Genomic DNA, 18,400 nt, shown 5'->3' with positions numbered 1-18,400 from the left:
AAAATGCGCCGCTGGGTGTACATGTCGCGGTTCCGGTCGGGGAATTGCCGATATATAGTGGTGGGCGACTCATTGCTGGAAAGGAACTTTTATGCCGCTGTCCTCTGACCAACTGGCCGAGATCGAAGCGCAACGGGCGCAATCGCATCCAACACGCCGCGTTGTGGCTGCGGGTATGGAAGATCACCTTTATACCGCTCATCAGGTGTTGGACCACGGCTTTGTGCGCGTGATCGACTATATGGGTGACGACGCGGCGATCTGTCAGGCGGCGCGGGTGTCGTATGGCAAAGGCACAAAATCGGTGCAGAACGATGAGGGTCTGATCCGCTATCTGATGCGTCACTGGCATTCGACCCCGTTCGAGATGTGCGAGATCAAGCTGCACGTTAAGCTACCTGTCTTTGTCGCCCGGCAGTGGATTCGTCACCGCACGGCAAATGTGAACGAGTATTCCGCGCGTTATTCAATTCTGGACCGCGAGTTCTATATCCCCGCACCCGATCACGTTGCCGCGCAGTCCGAGGTAAACAACCAAGGCCGGGGTGATGCGCTGCAAGGGGAAGAGGCCGCGCGAGTTCTGGATATCCTCAAGGCCGACAGCGCCCGGTGCTATGACAACTATGAATCGATGATCAACCAAGACGGCCAACAGGGTCTGGCGCGTGAACTGGCGCGGATGAACCTGCCCGCGAATATCTATACGCAGTGGTATTGGAAGGTTGATCTGCACAACCTGTTCCACTTCTTGCGCCTGCGTGCCGACCCGCATGCGCAGTACGAGATCCGGGTCTATGCGGATACCATGTGCAAGATCGTCGCCGACTGGGTGCCCTTCGCCTACAAAGCGTTCGAGGATTATCGGCTGGGTGCGGTGAACCTTTCGGCTCAGATGGTCGACAGCCTGCGCCGGATGCTGGCTGGGGAAAATGTCACGCAGGAAAACTCGGGCATGACCGCTCGGGAATGGCGCGAGTTCGAAGCGGTCATTCGCAAAAGCTGATCTCGCGTATTGCGCATTATTGTGACGGAAAAAGCTAATCCTCTCGCGCCTAAGCCGACCCGGCGCGAGGGTAAGGTTTCTAACCTTTGAATATTGGTCAACGGCCGGAAATTGGCCGTTGGCCTGTTTTGATCACCCGCAGCATGCGGGACTGTTTTACAGTGGCTTTAAATCAGATGCCATTTGTCGGCCGTCGCGTCCGTCTTCCAACTCATACGAGACTTTCTGATTGTCAGCGAGCCCGGTCAGACCGGACCGTTCAACGGCCGAGATATGAACAAATACGTCCTTGCCGCCCTCATCAGGGGCAATAAACCCGTAGCCTTTCGTGGTATTAAACCATTTCACGGTGCCAGTTGGCATTTCCCGTGTCTCCTTCTACTTACGCGTTGTCCCACATAATTGGTGGGGGCAGTGATTGACGTCGCCGCAATTAATCACCGTATCGCCGTAACGATACAGCGCGAATTGTGAGTTTCGTCTTTTTCAACATTGCATGGTGAAGTAAAAAATCAAGAATTTCTGAAACGTGCAGGCAAATTTGCTGAAAATTGAACCAGATACAGGAGACACCCGAAATGCGCCTTTATGGTCTGAAAAACTGTGACACGTGCCGCAAGGCTTTGAAATCACTTCCAGATACTGAGTTTGTCGACGTTCGGACCGATGGCGTACCCAAAGCGATGCTGACGCAGGCGCTGGATCGCTTCGGCGAGGCTTTGCTCAATACCCGTTCGACAACCTGGCGTGGATTAGACGATGCACAACGCGCGCGGCCTCCGCTGCAACTGCTGGCAGATCACCCGACCCTGATGAAGCGCCCCCTGATTGAGCAAGACGGAACCCTGTATCTGGGATGGACGGCGGAAACGAAGGCAGGGCTTGGCGTTGCGTGACCGGATGACTATCTGAATTGACGCAAGTTAGAGGATTTTGAATGCGTAACGCTGCTATGATTTTGGGTGTCATCGCCGGTTTGATCGGGATGATTGTTGGCTTTTTCGGCTATGGCTATGTCGAACTGATTGATCGGTTTGGTGAGATCGACGGGCTGGCCGAGCAGGTGGACAACGCGCAACTCATACAGTTCGCGTCGATCATTGCGCCGCTATTGGCGATTGCTGGCGGTGCAATGGCCCATGCACGGGCCCTGATCGGAGGGGTCTTGTTGCTGATCTCAGCGGCCGGGATGTATTACGCCTTTGGCTTTAACGTGTTCACTATGTTCCCGGTGGCATTTGCGGGTGTTGCGGGCCTCCTTGGACTGGCCGCGGGTAAACCGGACGAGCCCAAGGCGCATTTCTAGATCACTTGATGTGCAGGATGCGATCAACGGACAGCGGCCCTGCGCCGTTGATCACGATCACTGCCAGCAGGAAGGACCAGAGTGTCCGATCATCCAGCAGGCTTACGGCGTTGGTGAAGTAGCTGCCCAATTCCGTACCGTGGCCCGTGACATCTACGATCGTCTGAACCCAGACAAATGCCAGCATACCCAATGCTGCGAACCGCGACAGAAGTCCGATCACGATCAGCGTAGGTAGAAGAAACTCAGCCCAGGTCCCCGCAACAGCAATGGCCCAATGCATGATCCCCAATTGCGAGCTGTCATAGCTGACGGCTTCCATTGCTTTGGGGAAAATCTGCACATAGGCACCGTCGGACGGGAACAGGAACCCAAAGAATCCGCTACCCAGCTTGGTGGTCGCCGAATTCCAATAATACACCAGCAATGTTGCCGCAAAGACCAGCCTGGCCAAGGTCGGTGTCAACCAGCCAGAGGTCATCTCTAACCGTCCCAGGGTGTTGTTGTGCAATGAGATCAGGGCAGTCATGTTGCCAGCCTTTCGATAGTCACAGAGGTTATTGCGCCGCCTTGTAATAGCAGCGCCAGAGTGGCCCCAAGGTCAAATTCGGGGAAATGGTTTGCAGTATCTTCAAACGCGCCACCCATGGTTTGCCCGGCCTGAAGGCCCGCAATCCAGTGCGCGCCGCCTTCGGGCAGCAGATGTGGAACCGGGTCATACTCTGCCCGGGTGATCAGAACGTCTTGGGCAGTGGGATCGGGTTTGGGGGCGTCGTCTTCGGTGTTGAAACGCCAGATCGAATAAATCGGCCAGTCCGAGCGCAGAACCCGCATCGACGGGGCAAATCCCAGCTGCGCCCGCATGATGTCTTCGGGCGGAACAGCCAGTGCGTCCGCCGGGGCTGGTTCGCTGTCAGCGGCGTGGTAGGAACGGCGCAAGGCAAGCTCCAATTGCGCCACGTCAGGCAGGTATCCAATATGCGAGAGCTGCTCCATTCCGGCCAGAAATTCGGGGAATTCTTCACCGTAAAACATCATCAACGGCGATGAAGGGGGATGTTTGCGCAGGAAAATACCCGACAGCCCATCCATGTTCTGTGCCCCCAGCAATTTGGTGATGACCGGAAATGCCTGATGCATCGCTTCAGTCAGCGACACCGCCACGTTGTTGCGATACACACTGAACCGCCGCCCGGCAGGTTGTGCGACCGCGTCCAGCAGCCCTTTGGGGATGGCGGCTGACGGGTTCATCAGCGCGGCGTGAAAACTTTCTTGCGAAACGCTCATGCCGGGACGCGGTCCAGGGCCGCTTGCGCTCGGTCTGCTTCGGCCCGCAGCACGGGCCATTCTGGAACGTCCGTGTCCCACTCGACCAACACGGGTTTGGGGCCAGATCGCTCTAGAACGTAGTCCAGCAGCGCCCAAACCGGATCAACGACTTCGCGCCCATGGCTGTCAATCAGCAGGGGGCGACCATGGTCGTCCTCATCCTCATCATGTCCGCCTAGATGGATTTCCCCTACCTTCTCAAGAGGATAGGCATCGATATAGCCCTGCGGTGAGAATTCCAGATTGGTGGCTGAGACAAAGACGTTGTTCACATCCAGCAGCAGGCCGCACCCAGTGCGACGTGCAACTTCGCGCAGAAAATCGGGCTCGGACCAGGTGCTTTCTTCGAACGCCAGATAGCTGGACGGATTCTCCAACAACATTTGGCGACCGACGGTTTCCTGTACCTGATCGATATGCTCGCAAATGCGTGCAAGCGAGGCATTGGTATAGGGCAGGGGCAGTAGGTCGTTCAGAAAATGGCTGTCATGGGTCGACCATGCCAGATGTTCCGAGAAACTGGCCGGTTTCAGCCAGCCAACTAGGTGTTTCAATCGTGCCAGATGGTCGGCATCCAACGGGCCTTCGCTGCCGATGGACAGGCCAACCCCATGGACCGAGATCGGAAACTTTTCCGAGAGATGGCGCAATTGCGCCAGCGGACGACCACCGTCACCCATGTAGTTCTCGGCGTGAATTTCCAGCCAGGCAACTGGCTGTGCGTGTTCAAGGATCTGTGCGAAATGCTGCGGCTTGTACCCGACGCCGGGTGCCAGAGGCAGGCGGTTCGAACGGAGTGTGTCATCCAACATTTGGCAGCTCCTTGTTCTAGAAGTAAGGGGCGGGCGAAGTCGCCCGCCCCCTGACTAGCTTAGGCCAGACTTATGCCGGCAGATCGCGGTCCTGAGCTTCCAGCGAGCCTTTGCGCGGTGTGCCGTCAGCCTCGGCCGGCAGTTCGATATCGGCGCAGGTACCTGCATCGACCAGAGTCCAGGCGTTGCCCTGATAGTCTACGGTCGAGGTGCCCGCGCAGGTTGTGCCGGGGCCCGCGGCGCAGTCGTTCTGACCGGCCAGCGAAATGCCATAGCATTTCTCTTTGGCTTGTGCGGTGGCAGTTGTGGCTGCGCCCGAAACGGCGGCTGCGACTGCGGTTGCGATAACCAGTGATTTTGCGGTGTTCGACATCTCGGTAATCCCTTTTGATGACTGCGTATGTCTGCTTGTGACAATGACAAAGGTAGTGGCTTGCGGCCCAGAGTTGAATTCACGAGCCCGTGTCTCACAAGCCCGTCAGGGCGCACAATGCCCCCTTGTAAGTTAATATACTGTTTTTGAATAAGAAAAGAGGAAATATTTCAATTCGGCCCCAAAAGCGGGGCCGAATTCATGGCAATTCCATGCCGAATGTTACAACAGATCCGGCGGTGTCGCGGCCTGTGAAAGCTCATTTGTTACAGCTTCAAGCGATTGAACCTGCGTTTGTTTTTCGCCCAGCCGGCGAACGCTGACGGTGCGTTCGTCAACTTCGCGATGACCGACGGCCAGAATGACCGGAACCTTGCCGACCGAATGTTCGCGAACCTTGTAGTTGATCTTTTCGTTGCGGATGTCAGCCTCGGCGCGGACACCGGCGGCCTTGAGCGTCTCAACCACTTCGGCCACATAATCATCGGCTTCTGACGTGATCGAGGCGACGACGACCTGACGCGGGGCCAGCCAGAACGGCAGCTTGCCTGCGTGTTCTTCGATAAGAATGCCGATGAAGCGTTCGAACGAACCCAGCGTTGCCCGGTGTAGCATGAACGGGCGGTGCTTGGCGCCGTCGGCACCGATAAAGCTGGCATCCAGCCGCTCGGGCAGGTTGGGGTCCACCTGCAGGGTCCCGCATTGCCATGTCCTGCCGATCGCGTCGGTCAGAGTGAACTCCAGCTTGGGCCCATAAAACGCGCCTTCGCCTTCTAGCAGCTCATACTCATATCCGGCGGCCTTGCAGGCATCGCCCAGCGCCTTTTCGACCAGATCCCAGCTTTCATCCGACCCGATCCGTTTTTCCGGACGAGTAGACAGTTTGATCGTCCAATCATGGAAGCCCAGATCGGCATAGACCTTAGACAGGAAGGCAATGAACTTGGCGGTCTCGGATTCGATCTGATCCTCGGCACAGAAGATGTGACCATCATCCTGTGTGAATCCACGCACGCGCATGATTCCGTGCAGCGCGCCCGAAGGCTCATAACGGGCACAAGACCCGAATTCAGCCATCCGCAACGGCAGATCACGGTAGGATTTCAGGCCCTGATTGAACACCTGCACGTGACAGGGGCAGTTCATCGGTTTCAGCGCGTTGATTGCCTTTTCGCGGGCATGTTCCTCGTCGACTTCGACGATGAACATATTTTCCTGGTACTTGTCCCAATGGCCCGAGGCCTCCCACAATTTGCGGTCGACGACCTGCGGGGTGTTGACCTCGACATATCCATCGCGTTCCTGCATCCGGCGCATATAGTCCTGCAGGGTGGTGTAGATTTTCCAGCCGTTCGGATGCCAGAAGATCTGGCCGGGGGCCTCTTCCTGCATGTGGAACAGGTTCATTTCGCGGCCCAGCTTGCGGTGGTCGCGCTTGGCGGCCTCTTCCAGCATGTGCAGGTGAGCTTTCAGCTTTTCCTTGCCGGTGAAGGCCACGCCATAGATGCGCTGCAGCATCGCACGGTCGCTGTCACCGCGCCAATAGGCTCCGGCGATGGACATCAGCTTGAACGCATCGCCTGGAACCTGACCGGTATGCTGCAGATGCGGGCCGCGGCACAGGTCCTGCCAGTCGCCATGCCAATACATGCGCAGCGGCTCATCGCCCGGAATGGCGTCGATCAGTTCGACCTTATAGGGCTCGTCATTGGCGGTGTAGAAATCGATCGCACGCTGACGGTCCCAGACCTCGGTGGTCACGGGGTCGCGCTTGTTGATGATTTCCTTCATCTTTTTTTCGATCAGGCCAAGGTCTTCGGGCGTGAAAGGTTCCGCCCGATCAAAGTCATAATACCAGCCATTTTCGATGACGGGGCCGATGGTGACCTTGGTATCGGGCCAGATCTCCTGCACCGCGCGGGCCATGATGTGCGCCAGGTCGTGGCGGATCAGTTCATTAGCCTGAACCTCATCCTTCATGGTGTGAATGGCGATATCGGAATCGGATTCGATGGGCCATTGCAGGTCCCAGTGCTGGCCATTCACCGTGGCCGAGATGGCCTTTTTCGCCAGCGAGGTCGAGATATCGGCAGCCACCTGCGCGGGCGTTACGCCTGCGTCATAAGAACGTGCATTGCCATCGGGAAAGGTGAGTGAGACGGATTTTGCATCCAGGGCCATATCGGCTCTCCTCGTCGGTTTGGCGCCCACTGAACGCCCGGTTGCGGGTTATGGTGTCCGGCTCATGTGGCAGGTGCAGCAAAACCTGTCAAGTGTCGAAGGAAGCAGGACTGACGCTGCGAGACTGCAAAAATCGGGAATTGCGACCACTGGTCTGCCGTGCATGATGTGATGCAAATGGAAAGAGGGTTTCATGGCAGCTACGGAATTTCTGATCACCGCAAAAGACCGGCGGTTGGCCTATCACAAAAGTGAGGGCCATGGCCCGACCGTCGTTTTTCTGGGCGGGCTCAAATCGGACATGGAAGGCACCAAAGCGGTGCACCTGGAAGACTGGGCACAGGCGCGCGGGCAGGCGTTTTTGCGGTTCGACTATTCCGGTCATGGTGAAAGTTCCGAGAAATTCACCGATGGCTGTATCGGCGATTGGCACGAAGATACGATTGAGGCTGTGGCAGCCTTGACCGAAGGGCCGTTAATCGTTGTCGGATCATCCATGGGCGGGTGGCAGGCGCTGTTGCTTGCCAGAACTATACCCGAACGGATCGCTGGTATGGTGACCATTGCCGCCGCGCCTGATTTCACTGAGGACGGCTATTGGGCGTCGTTCAGCGCCGAACAAAAGGCTGCGCTGGATAGTGTTGGGCATGTGGAACTGCCCTCGGATTATATGGAACCCTACATCATCACCAAGCGGATGATCGAAGACGGGCGGCAACGGTTGGTGCTGCGCGACGCGCTAGACCTGCCTTTCCCGGTGCGCTTTCTGCAGGGCACGGCGGATACGGCGGTGTCCACTGAAACGGCTGTGCGGTTGCTGGAACACGCCAGTGGGCCAGATATGCGTTTATTGCTGGTCAAAGACGCAGATCACCGGTTCTCGGACGGCCCCTGTCTGGGGTTGATCGAAAACGCAGTGCTTGAGGTAATGGAGGCCAGTTGATGCAGCGCTTAGGGTGGTTTCTTGGGCGTCTGCTGCTGGCACTGACTGTTGTCGGTGGCCTGATCTATTGGTTCGGGCCGCGTGAACAGGTCGACCTGCATCCCCGCTTTGATCCGCGCAAATTCGGCGAAGGGGTTCAGGTCTACTTTGAAAGCACAGAATCCGTCTATGACGACATCGTGCCCGGAGTGGAAAAGCGCGTGGTCTGGCAGGACGGGTTCAAAGAACAACGCACGCCCGTTTCGGTTCTCTATGTGCATGGCTTTTCGGCCTCGTCCGAGGAAATCCGTCCGGTGCCGGATAAGGTGGCCGACGCTCTGGGGGCCAATCTGGTCTATACGCGCCTGAAGGGACATGGTCGCGATGGCCCGGCAATGGCCGGAGGGACGGCTACGGGCTGGATGCAGGATATGGCCGAGGGGTTGGCCGCGGCGCGGGCCGTTGGCGACAAGGTTGTTGTCATCTCAACCTCGACCGGCGGAACGCTGGCCGCAGCAGCAGCGTTGGATGAAGAACTGAGCCAAGACGTGGCGGCTTTGGTCTTTGTGTCTCCGAATTTCGGGGTGAACACACCGGGCGCGTGGATTCCCGGCTTGCCCTGGGCGCGGAAGTGGCTGCCCTTGGTGATGGGGGAGGAACGGAATGTCTCTGGCCCGGACCCGGAGGTAAACACCTATTGGACCTCGGTTTACCCGTGGGAGGCTGTGGTGCCGATGACCCTGTTGGTCGAGGCTGTCTATGCCTTGGACTTCTCGAGCGCGCAGATTCCAGCGCTGTTTTGGTTTTCGGATGACGATCAAGTCGTGCGTCCTGACCTGACGCATAAAATGGCCGAAAGATGGGGTGGACCGAAGACGGTCAATCTGGTGACAATGGGGCCAGGGGATGATCCAGCGTCGCATGTGATCGCGGGTCGGTTGATGTCCCCGGGGCAGACGGACGCGACTGTTGCAGGTATTCTGGACTGGCTGAGTGAGCAGGGGATCGAATAGTGGACCAGCGAGTGAGCTTGATCACAGTTGGGGTGGATGACCCCGAGCTTGCCGCCGGGTTCTATGAGGACATGGGTTGGAAGCGGGTCATCAGCCCCGACGGGGTAATTGCCTTTGACCTTATCGGTCAGACTTTAGGATTGTACCCGTTGTCTGCATTGGCTGAAGAGATCGGAGTTGACGTAGACTCTTTGGGCCATGGTGCGCTAACGCTCAGCTACAATTGCCGGTCAAAGGACGAGGTTGCGCAGGTGTTGGACAAGGCCGGAGAAGCCGGAGCCGAGATATTGAAACCGGCATCTGATGTTTTCTGGGGCGGGCATCATGGGTATTTCCGCGCCCCCGATGGGACGATCTGGGAAGTGGCCTTCAATCCCTTCTCTGCGCTTGCACCGGACGGTGCCTTTTGCTGGAACGGGTATGGGTAATGCGCAAGCCGGGCAGCATGTGGAGCCTTGAAACGCTTGGGCGTGTACGTCTGTCCCGGCATTTCTTCATGCGGGAATTCCTGTATTCTGAGATTGGAAATTTCCATGAAAAGCAAAACCTTCCAGACAATCCTGACCTTGCCATCGAAACGGGGCGCGCCTTTTGCCAGACCCTGCTGGACCCGCTTGAGGAAACCTTTGGACGTATCGCGGTCCGGTCCGGGTATCGGTCACCCTCGTTGAATCAATTCGGGAATGAGAACCGATTGAACTGCGCCCGCAACGACAACCCGTTGGAATGCCATATCTGGGATCGGGGCGAAGGGGATGCCCGGATCGCCGGGGCGTCAATCGTCATCCCTTGGTTCGCCGATCAATACGATGCGGGACGTGATTGGCGTGATTTGGCGTGGTGGATGCACGATCATCTTGACTATTCCGAAATCTGGTTCTTTCCCAAGCTCTGCGCCTTTAATCTGGTGTGGAGGCCACACCCCCATCGCCGGATCGACAGCTATATTGCGCCGCGGGGGTGTATGCTGCGCGCCGGGGCTGAGCCGGGCGAAGACCTGAAAACCCGTCGCAACCGATATGCAGATTTCCCGCCTTTCCGGGACATCAAATATCCCTGAAGTTTAACTTGCCCGAACCTGCAAAACCCCTCATCCTGAGTGCAAAGAGCATTGCTTATAAAGTTGAAGTGTTGCGAGGCCCCGCGTGATCGAGCCGCTGGTTTTACTGCCTGAAATGATGTGCGACGCACGGTTGTTTGAACCCCAGATCAACAGCTTGTCGCGGCAGCGCGCGGTTACGGTTGCACCGATTTCACTGGGTGAACGTATCGAAGAGATTGCGTCGTCCCTTCTGGACCAACTGCCGCGACGATTTGCGCTGGTTGGGTCGGGTATGGGTGGCGTGGTGGCGCTGGAGCTGGTTCGGCGCGCGCCAGATCGGGTGTCGCGTCTTTGCCTGATGGCGACGGATGCGCAGGCCGATACACCTCAGACCGCGGCGGCGCGCGAAGAGTTGTTGGTCGCCGCGAAAATGGGTCGGCTGGAAGAGGTGATGCGTCGGATAATCAGCTCGAACACGTTGGCACCGGGACCGCGGCGCATACCTATTCTGAACGACTTGGTCGCAATGGCGCTGGATCTGGGGCCAGAGGTGTTCGAACGTCAGATTCGCGCTTTGCAACGGCGTCCCGATCAGCAAGGTGGGCTGCGGCGCATCAAGGTGCCAACACTGGTTCTGTCCGGCGCGCATGACACCCTTACACCGCTACGCAAACATACCTTTATGTCCGAACTGATACCGGGTGCCGATTTGAAAGTTATTGACGAGGCCGGGCACCTGCCGACGCTCGAAGCGCCCGATTTCGTGAATGACGCGCTGACACAATGGCTAAGCGCACCCGCTCGCGCAGCTTACGTGTAGAATTTCGCGCGCTCAGTCTTGCTGAGTATCGTCGGTGCGACCACAGGTTTGCCGTCGCCTAGGTCAAAAAACGGCGTGTTTCTCCAGCTTCCGGACAGCCACGATTTGCTGAGGCGCGTCAGCATCCCAACCGCTGCATAGCGCAGTTTTTCATGCGATTGCTTGCCGTTCGGCTGCGGAACAAAGCCACGGGTTGTGATCGGACCAAGCCCGCTTGGATCGGAGATGCGCTTGACGTCGAACCCCGCAAAAGGAAACTTCGCGGTCCGCGCGGTAGTCGCCAGCGGCGCATTGCAGCAACTGGAATACCACCGCAACATCCCTTTGGGGCTTAGCTGCATCAGCGCAAGTTTTTCCGAGCCACCTTCGAAGCAGATCTCCTCTGGGCTCATCTGTAGGATGTTGACAGGGCCGGGGGATGGATCGGGTTGACCGAAGTACAGCTGTGCTGCGCGGCAGTCGCGGCAAAAGCAACCGACATGGGTGCCCGAATGCACTCCTTCAGCGGTGATATGCCCGTGCAAAGTACCGCATTCGCAGGAGAAGGGCATTGGGTGGGCCGCTCTCCCGCTCATTTTGTCAGGCGATCTTGTTCTTATTGGCGGCCCGGCGTTGTGGTTTGCGGGCGTTGGCGGTCATGAAGTCGATCACCAGTGGCCGGATATTGTCACGCCAGCTGCGTCCGGCGAAAATGCCATAGTGCCCGGCTGCTGGTTCAACATGACTGGCCTTCTTTGATGCGGGCAAACCGGTGCAAAGGTCCAACGCCGCGATACACTGGCCGGGGGCCGAGATATCGTCATTTGCGCCTTCAACCGTCTTGACCGCAACATTGGTGATTTTGCCGATGTCCACCTTGTGGCCCGCGACGACGAATTCGTTCCGGGCAATTTCGCGGTTCTTGAACACACGCTCAACCGTCGACAGATAGAATTCGGCGGTCATGTCCATAACGGCCAGATATTCATCGTAGAAACGGTTATGCGCATCATGGTCCGAAGCTTCGTCTTGCATAACGCGCTGAATCTGCTCTGAGAACGCTTTGGAATGACGCTCTGCGTTCATCGACATAAAAGACGCCAGCTGCAACAGGCCGGGGTAGACCATGCGGCCAACGCCTTTGTACTTGAAGCCGACACGCTGGATCATGGTCTCTTCCAGCTGCCCCATGGTGACGCGGCGGCCAAAATCGGTCACATCGGTCGGGGTGGCATCGGGGTCTACCGGTCCACCTATCAGGGTCAGCGTGCTGGGTTGCGCTTTGGGCTCAACCTCGGCCAGATAGGCCGTGGCGGCCAGAGTCAGCGGTGCAGGTTGACAAATCGCCACCACATGAGTGTCGGGACCAAGTTCTTTCATGAAATCGACAAGATAGAGTGTATAGTCCTCTACATCGAACTTGCCTTCGGAAACAGGAATGTCGCGCGCGTTATGCCAATCAGTGATATAGACTTCGCAATTCACCAGCAGGCTTTTCACCGTCGAGCGCAACAACGTCGCATAATGCCCGGACATCGGCGCCACCAGCAACACCTTGAGGGGCTGTTCCTCGCGCCCATTGACCCGGAAATGCACCAGATCACCAAAGGGACGTTCGACAACGGTCGTGATATCGACCAGATGGTCTTTGCCATCCTCGCATGTAAAAGTGCGGATGCCCCAGTCCGGTTTGACGATCATCCGTTGGAAAGTACGTTCGGTGACATCACCCCAGGCAGCCATCATACTAATTGCGGGGTTGGGAATCATGGAAAACGCGGGGTAGGATGCGATTGCGCTGGCAGTTGCGCCCATCCATTGGTTGGTGTTGCGCATCGTTTCCATCAGGTCGTATGTCATCATGTAGCGCATGGAAAAAGGGGCCTCCTAGATGTCAGCCAATAAGATTGGACCATTCGCCGCTTTGCCCCCCGACACCCACGACGTTATTCTGCGTAGCAGCGAGGTTAGGGGGGAATTGTTAAAATGACAACAAGTGAAGATCAGATGCCAGAACTGACCGAAGAAAACGTTGAACGCCTTAAAGAAAATATGGAAAAGGTCGAGGCGCTTTCGAAGCGGCTGATCGAAGTCATGTCGGCCAAAAAGCCTCATACCCCCGCTTTGGATGGCCCGAATCAAGAGCTTTTCGCACGAGCAGCAACAGCTTATTGGGCCGAAGCTTGGCAAAATCCGGCAAAACTGCTGGAACAACAGATAGAATACTGGGGCAAGTCGGTATTGAACTTCGCCGAAGCCCAAAAAGCAATGACCACGGGCGAGGCTGACGATGACCAGCCCAAACCCCAGGATAAGCGTTTTTCCAACCCCTTATGGGAAACCAACCCCTATTTCCGTCTGATCCGGCAGCAATACCAGACCAACGCAGAAGCCATCGCGCAGGCCGTGGCCTCGGTTGAGGATCTGGATGCCAAGGACAAACGCCGCCTCAAATACTTCTCGCAGCAGATTGTCGACATGATGTCCCCCACGAATTTCCTGGCGACCAATCCAGACGCTCTGCAAAAGGCGGTTGAGACCGAAGGGCAGTCATTGATCAAAGGGCTGGAAAACCTTGTCTCGGATCTTGAGGCCAATGACGGCGAGCTGGTTGTCAAACTGGCCGATGAAAGCGCGTTTGAGGTCGGCGGCAATCTGGCGACCACTCCGGGTGATGTGGTCTATCGCAATCGTATGATGGAACTGATCCAGTACAAACCCGCGACTGAAATGGTGTATGAAACACCGATCGTGCTGTTCCCGCCCTGGATCAACAAGTTCTATATCCTTGACCTTAAGGCCCAGAACAGCCTGATCAAATGGATCACTGAAAAAGGCTATACACTGTTTGTGGTCAGTTGGATCAATCCTGATGAAAGCTATGCGGATGTTGGGATGGAAGATTACATCGAAGATGGCTTTCTGACCGCGATCGAAGAAACTAAGAAAATCTGCAAGGTCAAGCAGGTGAACGCGATTGGTTATTGCATTGCTGGTACTACTCTAAGTTTGACCCTGGCGTTGCAGAAGCAGCGCGGCGACAAGTCGATCAAATCGGCCACCATGTTTACTGCGCTGACGGATTTTTCCGAACAGGGCGAGTTTACGCCATTTCTGCAGAACGACTTCATTGACGGGGTTGAGGCAGAGGTAAACAAAGAAGGCATTCTGCGCTCATGGATCATGGGGCGCACCATGTCCTTTCTGCGCTCGCGCGATCTGGTCTACGGTCCAGCCATCCGCAGCTATATGCTGGGCGAGATGCCGCCAGCCTTTGATCTGCTGTACTGGAATGGGGACGGGGCCAACCTGCCTGCCAAGATGACGGTGCAATACCTGCGCGGGCTATGCCAGCGCAATGAGTTCGCCGAAGGCGGTTTCGAACTTCTCGGGCACAAGCTGCATGTCAGTGACGTGGACGTGCCGTTGATGGCGATCACCTGTCAGACGGATCACATTGCTGCTTGGAAAGACTGCTATCGTGGTGTGCAAAAGATGGGGTCACGTTCCAAGACTTTTGTCGTCTCGGAATCCGGTCACATCGCAGGCATCATCAACCCGCCCAGCAAGAAGAAATACGGCCACTACACCAACCCCGATCTGAAGGTGGACGCGGACACATGGATGAAAGAGGCCGACTTCCACGAAGGTTCGTGGTGGCCCCTGTGGGAGGCCTGGTTGAAGAAGCGATCCGGCAAGCAGGTTCCTGCCCGCGATACCGGCGATTCGGATCACCCACGGCTTGCACCAGCACCCGGGACCTATGTGGTGGCCGATCCAAACAACTGATTTCATTTTGAAACTTAATAATTTCTGCAATGCAGCAATAAAAAACTTGCAATGCTGCATTGCAGCAATCATATTGTCCTCAAGCTGATGAAAGCCGGGGTGGGCCCGGTTCGGCAAAAAGGATTAGGACAATGGCAAAGACTCAAGACTTTACCGCGACCCTGAAAGACATGATGGGTGCATTCCCCGTTGACACCACCGCTCTGGAAGGTGCCTTCAAATCGACCGCTTCGCTGAACGAAAAGCTGTCCGGTGTTGCTCTGGAAGCAGCAGAGAAGTCGGCTGAAATCTCGAACAAATGGACCAAAGACACACTGTCCAAGCTGACCGAGATGTCGAAAGCAAAGGCCGAGCCTGCTGAATACGCAAAAGCCGCAACCGACTTCGCAAGCGCGTCGGCTGAAGTTGCTGCTGAAAACATGGCTGCTTTCGCTGAAATCGCGAAAAAACTGCAGACCGAAACCGTCGAGCTGCTGATGGCCGCTGGTAAAGACGCTGCTGAAGAAGCAACCGTTGCTGTTCAGAAAGCCACCAACGACGTGACTGCCGCTGCCAAAAAAGCTGCAGCCACCAAGTAAAATTTGGGCGCGAGGCGCACCCACTCCTCCCATTTGGTGCAATCGCGCAGGGCAGGTCTTAGGACCTGCCCTTTCTTTTTGTTCTGCGGTCGCATAATCTCTGCTGCAACGCATCATCCTTGGGGAGGGCAAACGGTGCCAGAACAAGAAAAACCGCTGTTGATCAAGCGCTATGCAAGCCGCAGGCTGTATAACACCGAGACCAGCGACTATGTTACGCTCGAAGATATCGCGACCTTCATCCGCGATGGGCGCGAAGTGCAGATCATTGACCTGAAATCTGGCGACGATCTGACCCGGCAATATCTACTGCAAATCATCGCCGAACACGAAAGCCGGGGTGAAAATGTGCTGCCGGTCAACGTTCTGAACGATCTGGTGCGCAGCTACATGATTCCGGGTGGCGGGATGATGCCGCAATTCCTGCAAAGTTCGTTTGAGATGCTGCGCGAAAGCCAGAGCAAGATGATGGAGAATATGAATGCCATGAACCCGATGTCGCAGATACCGGGTTTCGAAGCCATGCAGGCGCAGCAACAGGCATTCCTCAAGGCGATGACCGGGGGGCTGTCAGGCAATTGGTCAGGCCCAGAAGAAGGTGAAGATGCCAATTCGGAATCGAAAGAAGATCTGGATGACATCAAAAAGCAGCTGGCTGAGTTGCAGAAAAAGCTCTCCAAGTTGAACTGACGTCTGTTGTGTTGCGCTGGCTGGTCCTGAGTGTTGCGGTGCTTTGGGCCCACCCGGTGTCATCACAGGGCGTTTTTTCAGAAGGCTGGTCTGCGGTTTGCACGATGGGCACCCAATCCGAAGAAGGGTGCGATGCCATTCGTGCGCGCGAGATCCTGGATGCGGATCAGCCCCCATGGCGTGCCATTGGGCGCCTCAATTTCGCCAGCAGGGATCGGCGGTCACATTGTACTGGCGTATTGGTGTCTGACCGGCTGGTCTTGACTGCTGCGCATTGCCTGTACAATTCCCCACGCAAACGTTGGATACTGCCCTCTAGCATCCGGTTTGTCGCTGGCTATCAACGCGGAGAGGCCGCGGCCGTTGCGGGTATCGATGGGTATAAGTTGCATCCGGAACAAGGCGTTGACGGGGCGTTCGACGACCGTACCGAATTGGACTGGGCGGTTCTGGAATTGACCGAGCCTATTGGTCAAACGGTTGGTTATCTGCCTTTGGCATCTGCGTTGACGCCTTCGTCGTTTGTTGCGGGGTATCCCGGTCTTCGGCCTCATGTCCTCAGCCGGACTTTGACCTGTGCGCCGCGTCCCCTTGAGGGAGGAATGGTCTTGTCGCTGTGCCCGGTCATGATGGGAGATTCCGGTGCGCCGCTTTTAGTGGACACACCGACCGGCCCCCAAGTCGCGGCGATCCTGTCGCGTGTGGGTGTAACCCCCGAGGGGATTACAGCCCTGTTTCTGTCGACCGAGTTGTTTGACCTCGATCCGTAAGCCTTATCAAGTTCCGTAGACGGGAACCGGACCGGTCACCTCGCCGACCGAAGCCAGTAGAATATCGGCGATCACGTCCAGTTCTTCCTTGGTCAGCCGTACAGGCAGACGGACGTCGCACGCTTTCATCAGCATGTCCCGTGTCTGCGGCAAGTCGAACTTCTCGGGCAGGAATTGCCAGTTCCAGAAGGCGCGGGCGTTGTCTTCGCTCAGGCCGAAAACCTGAACTTTGACACCGCGTGCCTCTGAAGCAGCCGCAAAGGCGCGGATTTCGGCCTCATTCATTCCGACCAGATTGAACTGGATCGAATCCGGTGCCCGGCGTTCGGGTGTCAGGGGGGCAGGGACGTCGATATGGGACGAGGTGTTCAGCCGTTCGGCCACGTAGTCGTGGTTAGACAGGCCATCACGCACACGCCGCGCCAGTTCGGGGATTTGGGGGCGGATCACGGCGGCGCTCAGGTTGCTCATCCGCAGATTATACAGCGGCAACTGGTTCTGCCAGCGGGCAAAGGCTTGCTCCAACTCGGGCGAGTTGTCGCCATGCGGGGTTTTGTGCTTCTTCCAGTTGTGCTCATAAGCGCCCGACATGATCACGGCCTGGGCCACCAGGTCGGCATCGTCGGTGATCAGGATGCCGCCTTCCCCCGCGTTGATCATCTTGTAGGACTGGAATGAAAAGCACCCCACCTTGCCGATGGTGCCAATGTTCTGCCCATGCCAGGTTGTGCCCAGCGAATGAGCCGCATCCTCGATCACCGGGATGTCGCGTTCGTTGCACAGCGCCATGATGGCATCCATGTCGGACGTGTGGCCGCGCATATGGCTGATGATTACGGCCTGTACGCCGTCCAGCTTGGTGGCGAAATCTTCCATGTCGATGCGATAATTCTCGCCGACCTCACACAGCACCGGAATGCAATCCGCATGCACGACAGACGAGGGCACGGCGGCAAAGGTAAAGCCGGGGATCAACACCCGCGCGTCCCGCGGCAGGTTCAGTGCCTTTAGGGATAGGAACAATGCAGCCGAGCACGATGACACGGCCAGCGCGTATTTCGTGCCTAGCAGGGCGGCGAATTCCGCCTCAAGCAAAGCCACGGGGGCATCCTGCGGCGCGGTATAGCGGAACAGGTCGCCCGACTGCATCAGGGCGTCGATGGCTTCTTTTGCGGCTTCGGGGATGGGTTCGGCGTCATGAACGTTTGGAGGAAGCGTCATATTTGATTTTCCCAAATTCTAACTTTGGGAAAGATAAAGCTAAATGGGGGGCAATAAAACCCCTCAATCGCCATGTTGGCGAAATTTCACCAATCCTTCACAGTCGGAAGGTCGCAGGTCAGCCTGCGACAGGTCCCAAAAAGTATTTTGAGCTTGCAACTTCGGGGGCAGTAAGATGCCAATGACCCAACCTTTACGCTTTTTGTTTGATGGGTTGGATCACGGCTTTGACATTCGCACGTTTCACTTGCCTTTGGGCGCTTTCAACGTTCGCTTCGGCAGTATATGCGGAATATGTGCTTTCGGATGGCACTGAAGTTGCACCGCTTGATGTGTTTCAGGAATGCGATGTTTGTCCTGAAATGATCGTCTTACCCCTTGGTGAATTTACGATGGGAGGCCCGATCGGAGACTCGATAAACGGGTTGGTCATGCTAGATGGCAAATTGGCTATGGTCGACGTCGGGCCTCCGGCCATTGGTAAAGATGAACGACCGTTGCATCGCGTTGAAATCGATATTCCCATCGCCATGGCGCGCAACGAAATCACCTATGATCAATGGATGGCTTGT

The 18,400-nt window shown here is 56.7% G+C and carries 22 protein-coding genes; 13 read left to right on the top strand and 9 right to left on the bottom strand.

Annotated elements, in window-relative coordinates; genetic code table 11:
• The first annotated feature begins 91 nt into the window (after positions 1-91).
• Positions 92-1,003, top strand: a complete 912-nt coding sequence (thyX, locus tag ACR0JB_RS18810; RefSeq protein WP_170375946.1) for an FAD-dependent thymidylate synthase — start codon at positions 92-94, stop codon at positions 1,001-1,003.
• 156 nt (positions 1,004-1,159) lie between these two features.
• Here thyX and ACR0JB_RS18805 read toward each other — a convergent pair whose 3' ends face one another.
• The gene (locus ACR0JB_RS18805; RefSeq protein WP_010439113.1) at positions 1,160-1,366 is read right to left on the bottom strand and encodes a cold-shock protein; all 207 of its coding nucleotides are present in this window, start codon (positions 1,364-1,366) and stop codon (positions 1,160-1,162) included.
• 215 nt (positions 1,367-1,581) lie between these two features.
• Here ACR0JB_RS18805 and ACR0JB_RS18800 point away from each other — a divergent pair, with 215 nt between their 5' ends.
• A complete protein-coding gene (locus tag ACR0JB_RS18800; protein ID WP_170349166.1) occupies positions 1,582-1,899 on the top strand; it encodes an ArsC/Spx/MgsR family protein in 318 nt (105 codons plus the stop codon).
• Between the two features lie 41 nt (positions 1,900-1,940).
• Positions 1,941-2,309 (top strand): hypothetical protein, encoded by a 369-nt coding sequence (locus ACR0JB_RS18795; RefSeq protein ID WP_170349165.1) that lies wholly within the window; start codon positions 1,941-1,943, stop codon positions 2,307-2,309.
• A gap of 1 nt (position 2,310) precedes the next feature.
• On the opposite strand, the gene ACR0JB_RS18790 is transcribed toward ACR0JB_RS18795, so the two are convergent.
• The 5 genes from ACR0JB_RS18790 to thrS all read right to left on the bottom strand — a co-directional run bounded on the left by ACR0JB_RS18790 (position 2,311) and on the right by thrS (position 7,004).
• Positions 2,311-2,838 carry a DoxX family protein gene (locus ACR0JB_RS18790; protein WP_170349164.1) on the bottom strand — a complete coding sequence of 176 codons (528 nt, stop codon included), beginning with the start codon at positions 2,836-2,838 and terminating at the stop codon, positions 2,311-2,313.
• Positions 2,835-3,596 carry an HvfC/BufC N-terminal domain-containing protein gene (locus tag ACR0JB_RS18785; protein WP_170396342.1) on the bottom strand — a complete coding sequence of 254 codons (762 nt, stop codon included), beginning with the start codon at positions 3,594-3,596 and terminating at the stop codon, positions 2,835-2,837. Before ACR0JB_RS18785 ends, ACR0JB_RS18790 begins: the two co-directional genes overlap by 4 nt.
• The gene (bufB, locus tag ACR0JB_RS18780) at positions 3,593-4,450 is read right to left on the bottom strand and encodes an MNIO family bufferin maturase (RefSeq protein ID WP_170349162.1); all 858 of its coding nucleotides are present in this window, start codon (positions 4,448-4,450) and stop codon (positions 3,593-3,595) included. The genes ACR0JB_RS18785 and bufB overlap by 4 nt, the downstream gene beginning before the upstream one ends.
• A 70-nt stretch (positions 4,451-4,520) precedes the next feature.
• A complete protein-coding gene (locus ACR0JB_RS18775) occupies positions 4,521-4,823 on the bottom strand; it encodes a BufA1 family periplasmic bufferin-type metallophore (RefSeq protein WP_170349161.1) in 303 nt (100 codons plus the stop codon).
• A 222-nt stretch (positions 4,824-5,045) separates the two neighbouring features.
• The gene (gene thrS, locus ACR0JB_RS18770; RefSeq protein ID WP_170349160.1) at positions 5,046-7,004 is read right to left on the bottom strand and encodes a threonine--tRNA ligase; all 1,959 of its coding nucleotides are present in this window, start codon (positions 7,002-7,004) and stop codon (positions 5,046-5,048) included.
• 193 nt (positions 7,005-7,197) lie between these two features.
• Between thrS and ACR0JB_RS18765 the strand changes: the two genes are divergently transcribed.
• From ACR0JB_RS18765 to ACR0JB_RS18745, 5 genes are all read left to right on the top strand, one after another.
• Positions 7,198-7,947, top strand: a complete 750-nt coding sequence (locus ACR0JB_RS18765) for an alpha/beta hydrolase (RefSeq protein WP_170349159.1) — start codon at positions 7,198-7,200, stop codon at positions 7,945-7,947.
• Positions 7,947-8,939 (top strand): alpha/beta hydrolase, encoded by a 993-nt coding sequence (locus ACR0JB_RS18760; protein WP_480790182.1) that lies wholly within the window; start codon positions 7,947-7,949, stop codon positions 8,937-8,939. Before ACR0JB_RS18765 ends, ACR0JB_RS18760 begins: the two co-directional genes overlap by 1 nt.
• Positions 8,939-9,367 (top strand): VOC family protein, encoded by a 429-nt coding sequence (locus tag ACR0JB_RS18755; protein WP_480790181.1) that lies wholly within the window; start codon positions 8,939-8,941, stop codon positions 9,365-9,367. Before ACR0JB_RS18760 ends, ACR0JB_RS18755 begins: the two co-directional genes overlap by 1 nt.
• Before the next feature lie 17 nt (positions 9,368-9,384).
• Positions 9,385-9,999 (top strand): hypothetical protein, encoded by a 615-nt coding sequence (locus ACR0JB_RS18750; RefSeq protein ID WP_170349434.1) that lies wholly within the window; start codon positions 9,385-9,387, stop codon positions 9,997-9,999.
• 85 nt (positions 10,000-10,084) lie between these two features.
• Positions 10,085-10,801 carry an alpha/beta fold hydrolase gene (locus tag ACR0JB_RS18745; RefSeq protein ID WP_170396334.1) on the top strand — a complete coding sequence of 239 codons (717 nt, stop codon included), beginning with the start codon at positions 10,085-10,087 and terminating at the stop codon, positions 10,799-10,801.
• Here ACR0JB_RS18745 and ACR0JB_RS18740 read toward each other — a convergent pair.
• Both ACR0JB_RS18740 and phaZ read right to left on the bottom strand, forming a co-directional pair.
• Positions 10,792-11,352, bottom strand: coding sequence for a DUF6151 family protein (locus tag ACR0JB_RS18740; RefSeq protein WP_226688278.1), 561 nt, complete (start codon positions 11,350-11,352; stop codon positions 10,792-10,794). The two genes, ACR0JB_RS18745 and ACR0JB_RS18740, sit on opposite strands and share 10 nt — an antisense overlap.
• 28 nt (positions 11,353-11,380) lie before the next feature.
• The gene (phaZ, locus tag ACR0JB_RS18735; RefSeq protein ID WP_170349154.1) at positions 11,381-12,652 is read right to left on the bottom strand and encodes a polyhydroxyalkanoate depolymerase; all 1,272 of its coding nucleotides are present in this window, start codon (positions 12,650-12,652) and stop codon (positions 11,381-11,383) included.
• A gap of 114 nt (positions 12,653-12,766) precedes the next feature.
• On the opposite strand from phaZ, the gene ACR0JB_RS18730 reads away from it, so the two are divergent.
• The 4 genes from ACR0JB_RS18730 (at position 12,767) to ACR0JB_RS18715 (ending at position 16,607) form a co-directional block, all read left to right on the top strand.
• Positions 12,767-14,569 carry a PHA/PHB synthase family protein gene (locus ACR0JB_RS18730; RefSeq protein ID WP_170396330.1) on the top strand — a complete coding sequence of 601 codons (1,803 nt, stop codon included), beginning with the start codon at positions 12,767-12,769 and terminating at the stop codon, positions 14,567-14,569.
• A 131-nt stretch (positions 14,570-14,700) separates the two neighbouring features.
• On the top strand, positions 14,701-15,147 hold the full coding sequence (locus tag ACR0JB_RS18725; protein ID WP_170349152.1) for a phasin family protein: 447 nt from the start codon (positions 14,701-14,703) through the stop codon (positions 15,145-15,147).
• A 135-nt stretch (positions 15,148-15,282) separates the two neighbouring features.
• Positions 15,283-15,837 carry a polyhydroxyalkanoate synthesis repressor PhaR gene (gene phaR, locus ACR0JB_RS18720; protein ID WP_170349151.1) on the top strand — a complete coding sequence of 185 codons (555 nt, stop codon included), beginning with the start codon at positions 15,283-15,285 and terminating at the stop codon, positions 15,835-15,837.
• Between the two features lie 104 nt (positions 15,838-15,941).
• Positions 15,942-16,607 carry a trypsin-like serine peptidase gene (locus tag ACR0JB_RS18715; RefSeq protein ID WP_254437398.1) on the top strand — a complete coding sequence of 222 codons (666 nt, stop codon included), beginning with the start codon at positions 15,942-15,944 and terminating at the stop codon, positions 16,605-16,607.
• Between the two features lie 6 nt (positions 16,608-16,613).
• Here the strand turns inward: ACR0JB_RS18715 and ACR0JB_RS18710 are convergent, their stop codons facing one another.
• A complete protein-coding gene (locus ACR0JB_RS18710; RefSeq protein WP_480643998.1) occupies positions 16,614-17,828 on the bottom strand; it encodes a DegT/DnrJ/EryC1/StrS family aminotransferase in 1,215 nt (404 codons plus the stop codon).
• 227 nt (positions 17,829-18,055) lie between these two features.
• On the opposite strand from ACR0JB_RS18710, the gene ACR0JB_RS18705 reads away from it, so the two are divergent.
• Positions 18,056-18,400 (top strand): hypothetical protein (locus tag ACR0JB_RS18705; RefSeq protein ID WP_480790180.1); only part of this gene is annotated, 345 nt, incomplete at its 3' end.

The sequence above is a fragment of the Ruegeria sp. BI7 genome, from assembly GCF_056537925.1.
Note: the sequence above shows the minus strand (reverse complement) of the source record. Positions and strands in the feature narration are given on the sequence as shown.

Excerpts from the sequence above, each read along its gene's own strand:
- thyX (WP_170375946.1), top strand. The coding sequence starts at position 92 with ATGCCGCTGTCCTCTGACCAACTGGCCGAGATCGAAGCGCAACGGGCG.
- ACR0JB_RS18805 (WP_010439113.1), bottom strand. The coding sequence starts at position 1,366 with ATGCCAACTGGCACCGTGAAATGGTTTAATACCACGAAAGGCTACGGG.
- ACR0JB_RS18800 (WP_170349166.1), top strand. The coding sequence starts at position 1,582 with ATGCGCCTTTATGGTCTGAAAAACTGTGACACGTGCCGCAAGGCTTTG.
- ACR0JB_RS18795 (WP_170349165.1), top strand. The coding sequence starts at position 1,941 with ATGCGTAACGCTGCTATGATTTTGGGTGTCATCGCCGGTTTGATCGGG.
- ACR0JB_RS18790 (WP_170349164.1), bottom strand. The coding sequence starts at position 2,838 with ATGACTGCCCTGATCTCATTGCACAACAACACCCTGGGACGGTTAGAG.
- ACR0JB_RS18785 (WP_170396342.1), bottom strand. The coding sequence starts at position 3,596 with ATGAGCGTTTCGCAAGAAAGTTTTCACGCCGCGCTGATGAACCCGTCA.
- bufB (WP_170349162.1), bottom strand. The coding sequence starts at position 4,450 with ATGTTGGATGACACACTCCGTTCGAACCGCCTGCCTCTGGCACCCGGC.
- ACR0JB_RS18775 (WP_170349161.1), bottom strand. The coding sequence starts at position 4,823 with ATGTCGAACACCGCAAAATCACTGGTTATCGCAACCGCAGTCGCAGCC.
- thrS (WP_170349160.1), bottom strand. The coding sequence starts at position 7,004 with ATGGCCCTGGATGCAAAATCCGTCTCACTCACCTTTCCCGATGGCAAT.
- ACR0JB_RS18765 (WP_170349159.1), top strand. The coding sequence starts at position 7,198 with ATGGCAGCTACGGAATTTCTGATCACCGCAAAAGACCGGCGGTTGGCC.
- ACR0JB_RS18760 (WP_480790182.1), top strand. The coding sequence starts at position 7,947 with ATGCAGCGCTTAGGGTGGTTTCTTGGGCGTCTGCTGCTGGCACTGACT.
- ACR0JB_RS18750 (WP_170349434.1), top strand. The coding sequence starts at position 9,385 with ATGTGGAGCCTTGAAACGCTTGGGCGTGTACGTCTGTCCCGGCATTTC.
- ACR0JB_RS18740 (WP_226688278.1), bottom strand. The coding sequence starts at position 11,352 with ATGCCCTTCTCCTGCGAATGCGGTACTTTGCACGGGCATATCACCGCT.
- phaZ (WP_170349154.1), bottom strand. The coding sequence starts at position 12,652 with ATGCGCTACATGATGACATACGACCTGATGGAAACGATGCGCAACACC.
- ACR0JB_RS18730 (WP_170396330.1), top strand. The coding sequence starts at position 12,767 with ATGACAACAAGTGAAGATCAGATGCCAGAACTGACCGAAGAAAACGTT.
- ACR0JB_RS18725 (WP_170349152.1), top strand. The coding sequence starts at position 14,701 with ATGGCAAAGACTCAAGACTTTACCGCGACCCTGAAAGACATGATGGGT.
- ACR0JB_RS18715 (WP_254437398.1), top strand. The coding sequence starts at position 15,942 with ATGGGCACCCAATCCGAAGAAGGGTGCGATGCCATTCGTGCGCGCGAG.
- ACR0JB_RS18710 (WP_480643998.1), bottom strand. The coding sequence starts at position 17,828 with ATGACGCTTCCTCCAAACGTTCATGACGCCGAACCCATCCCCGAAGCC.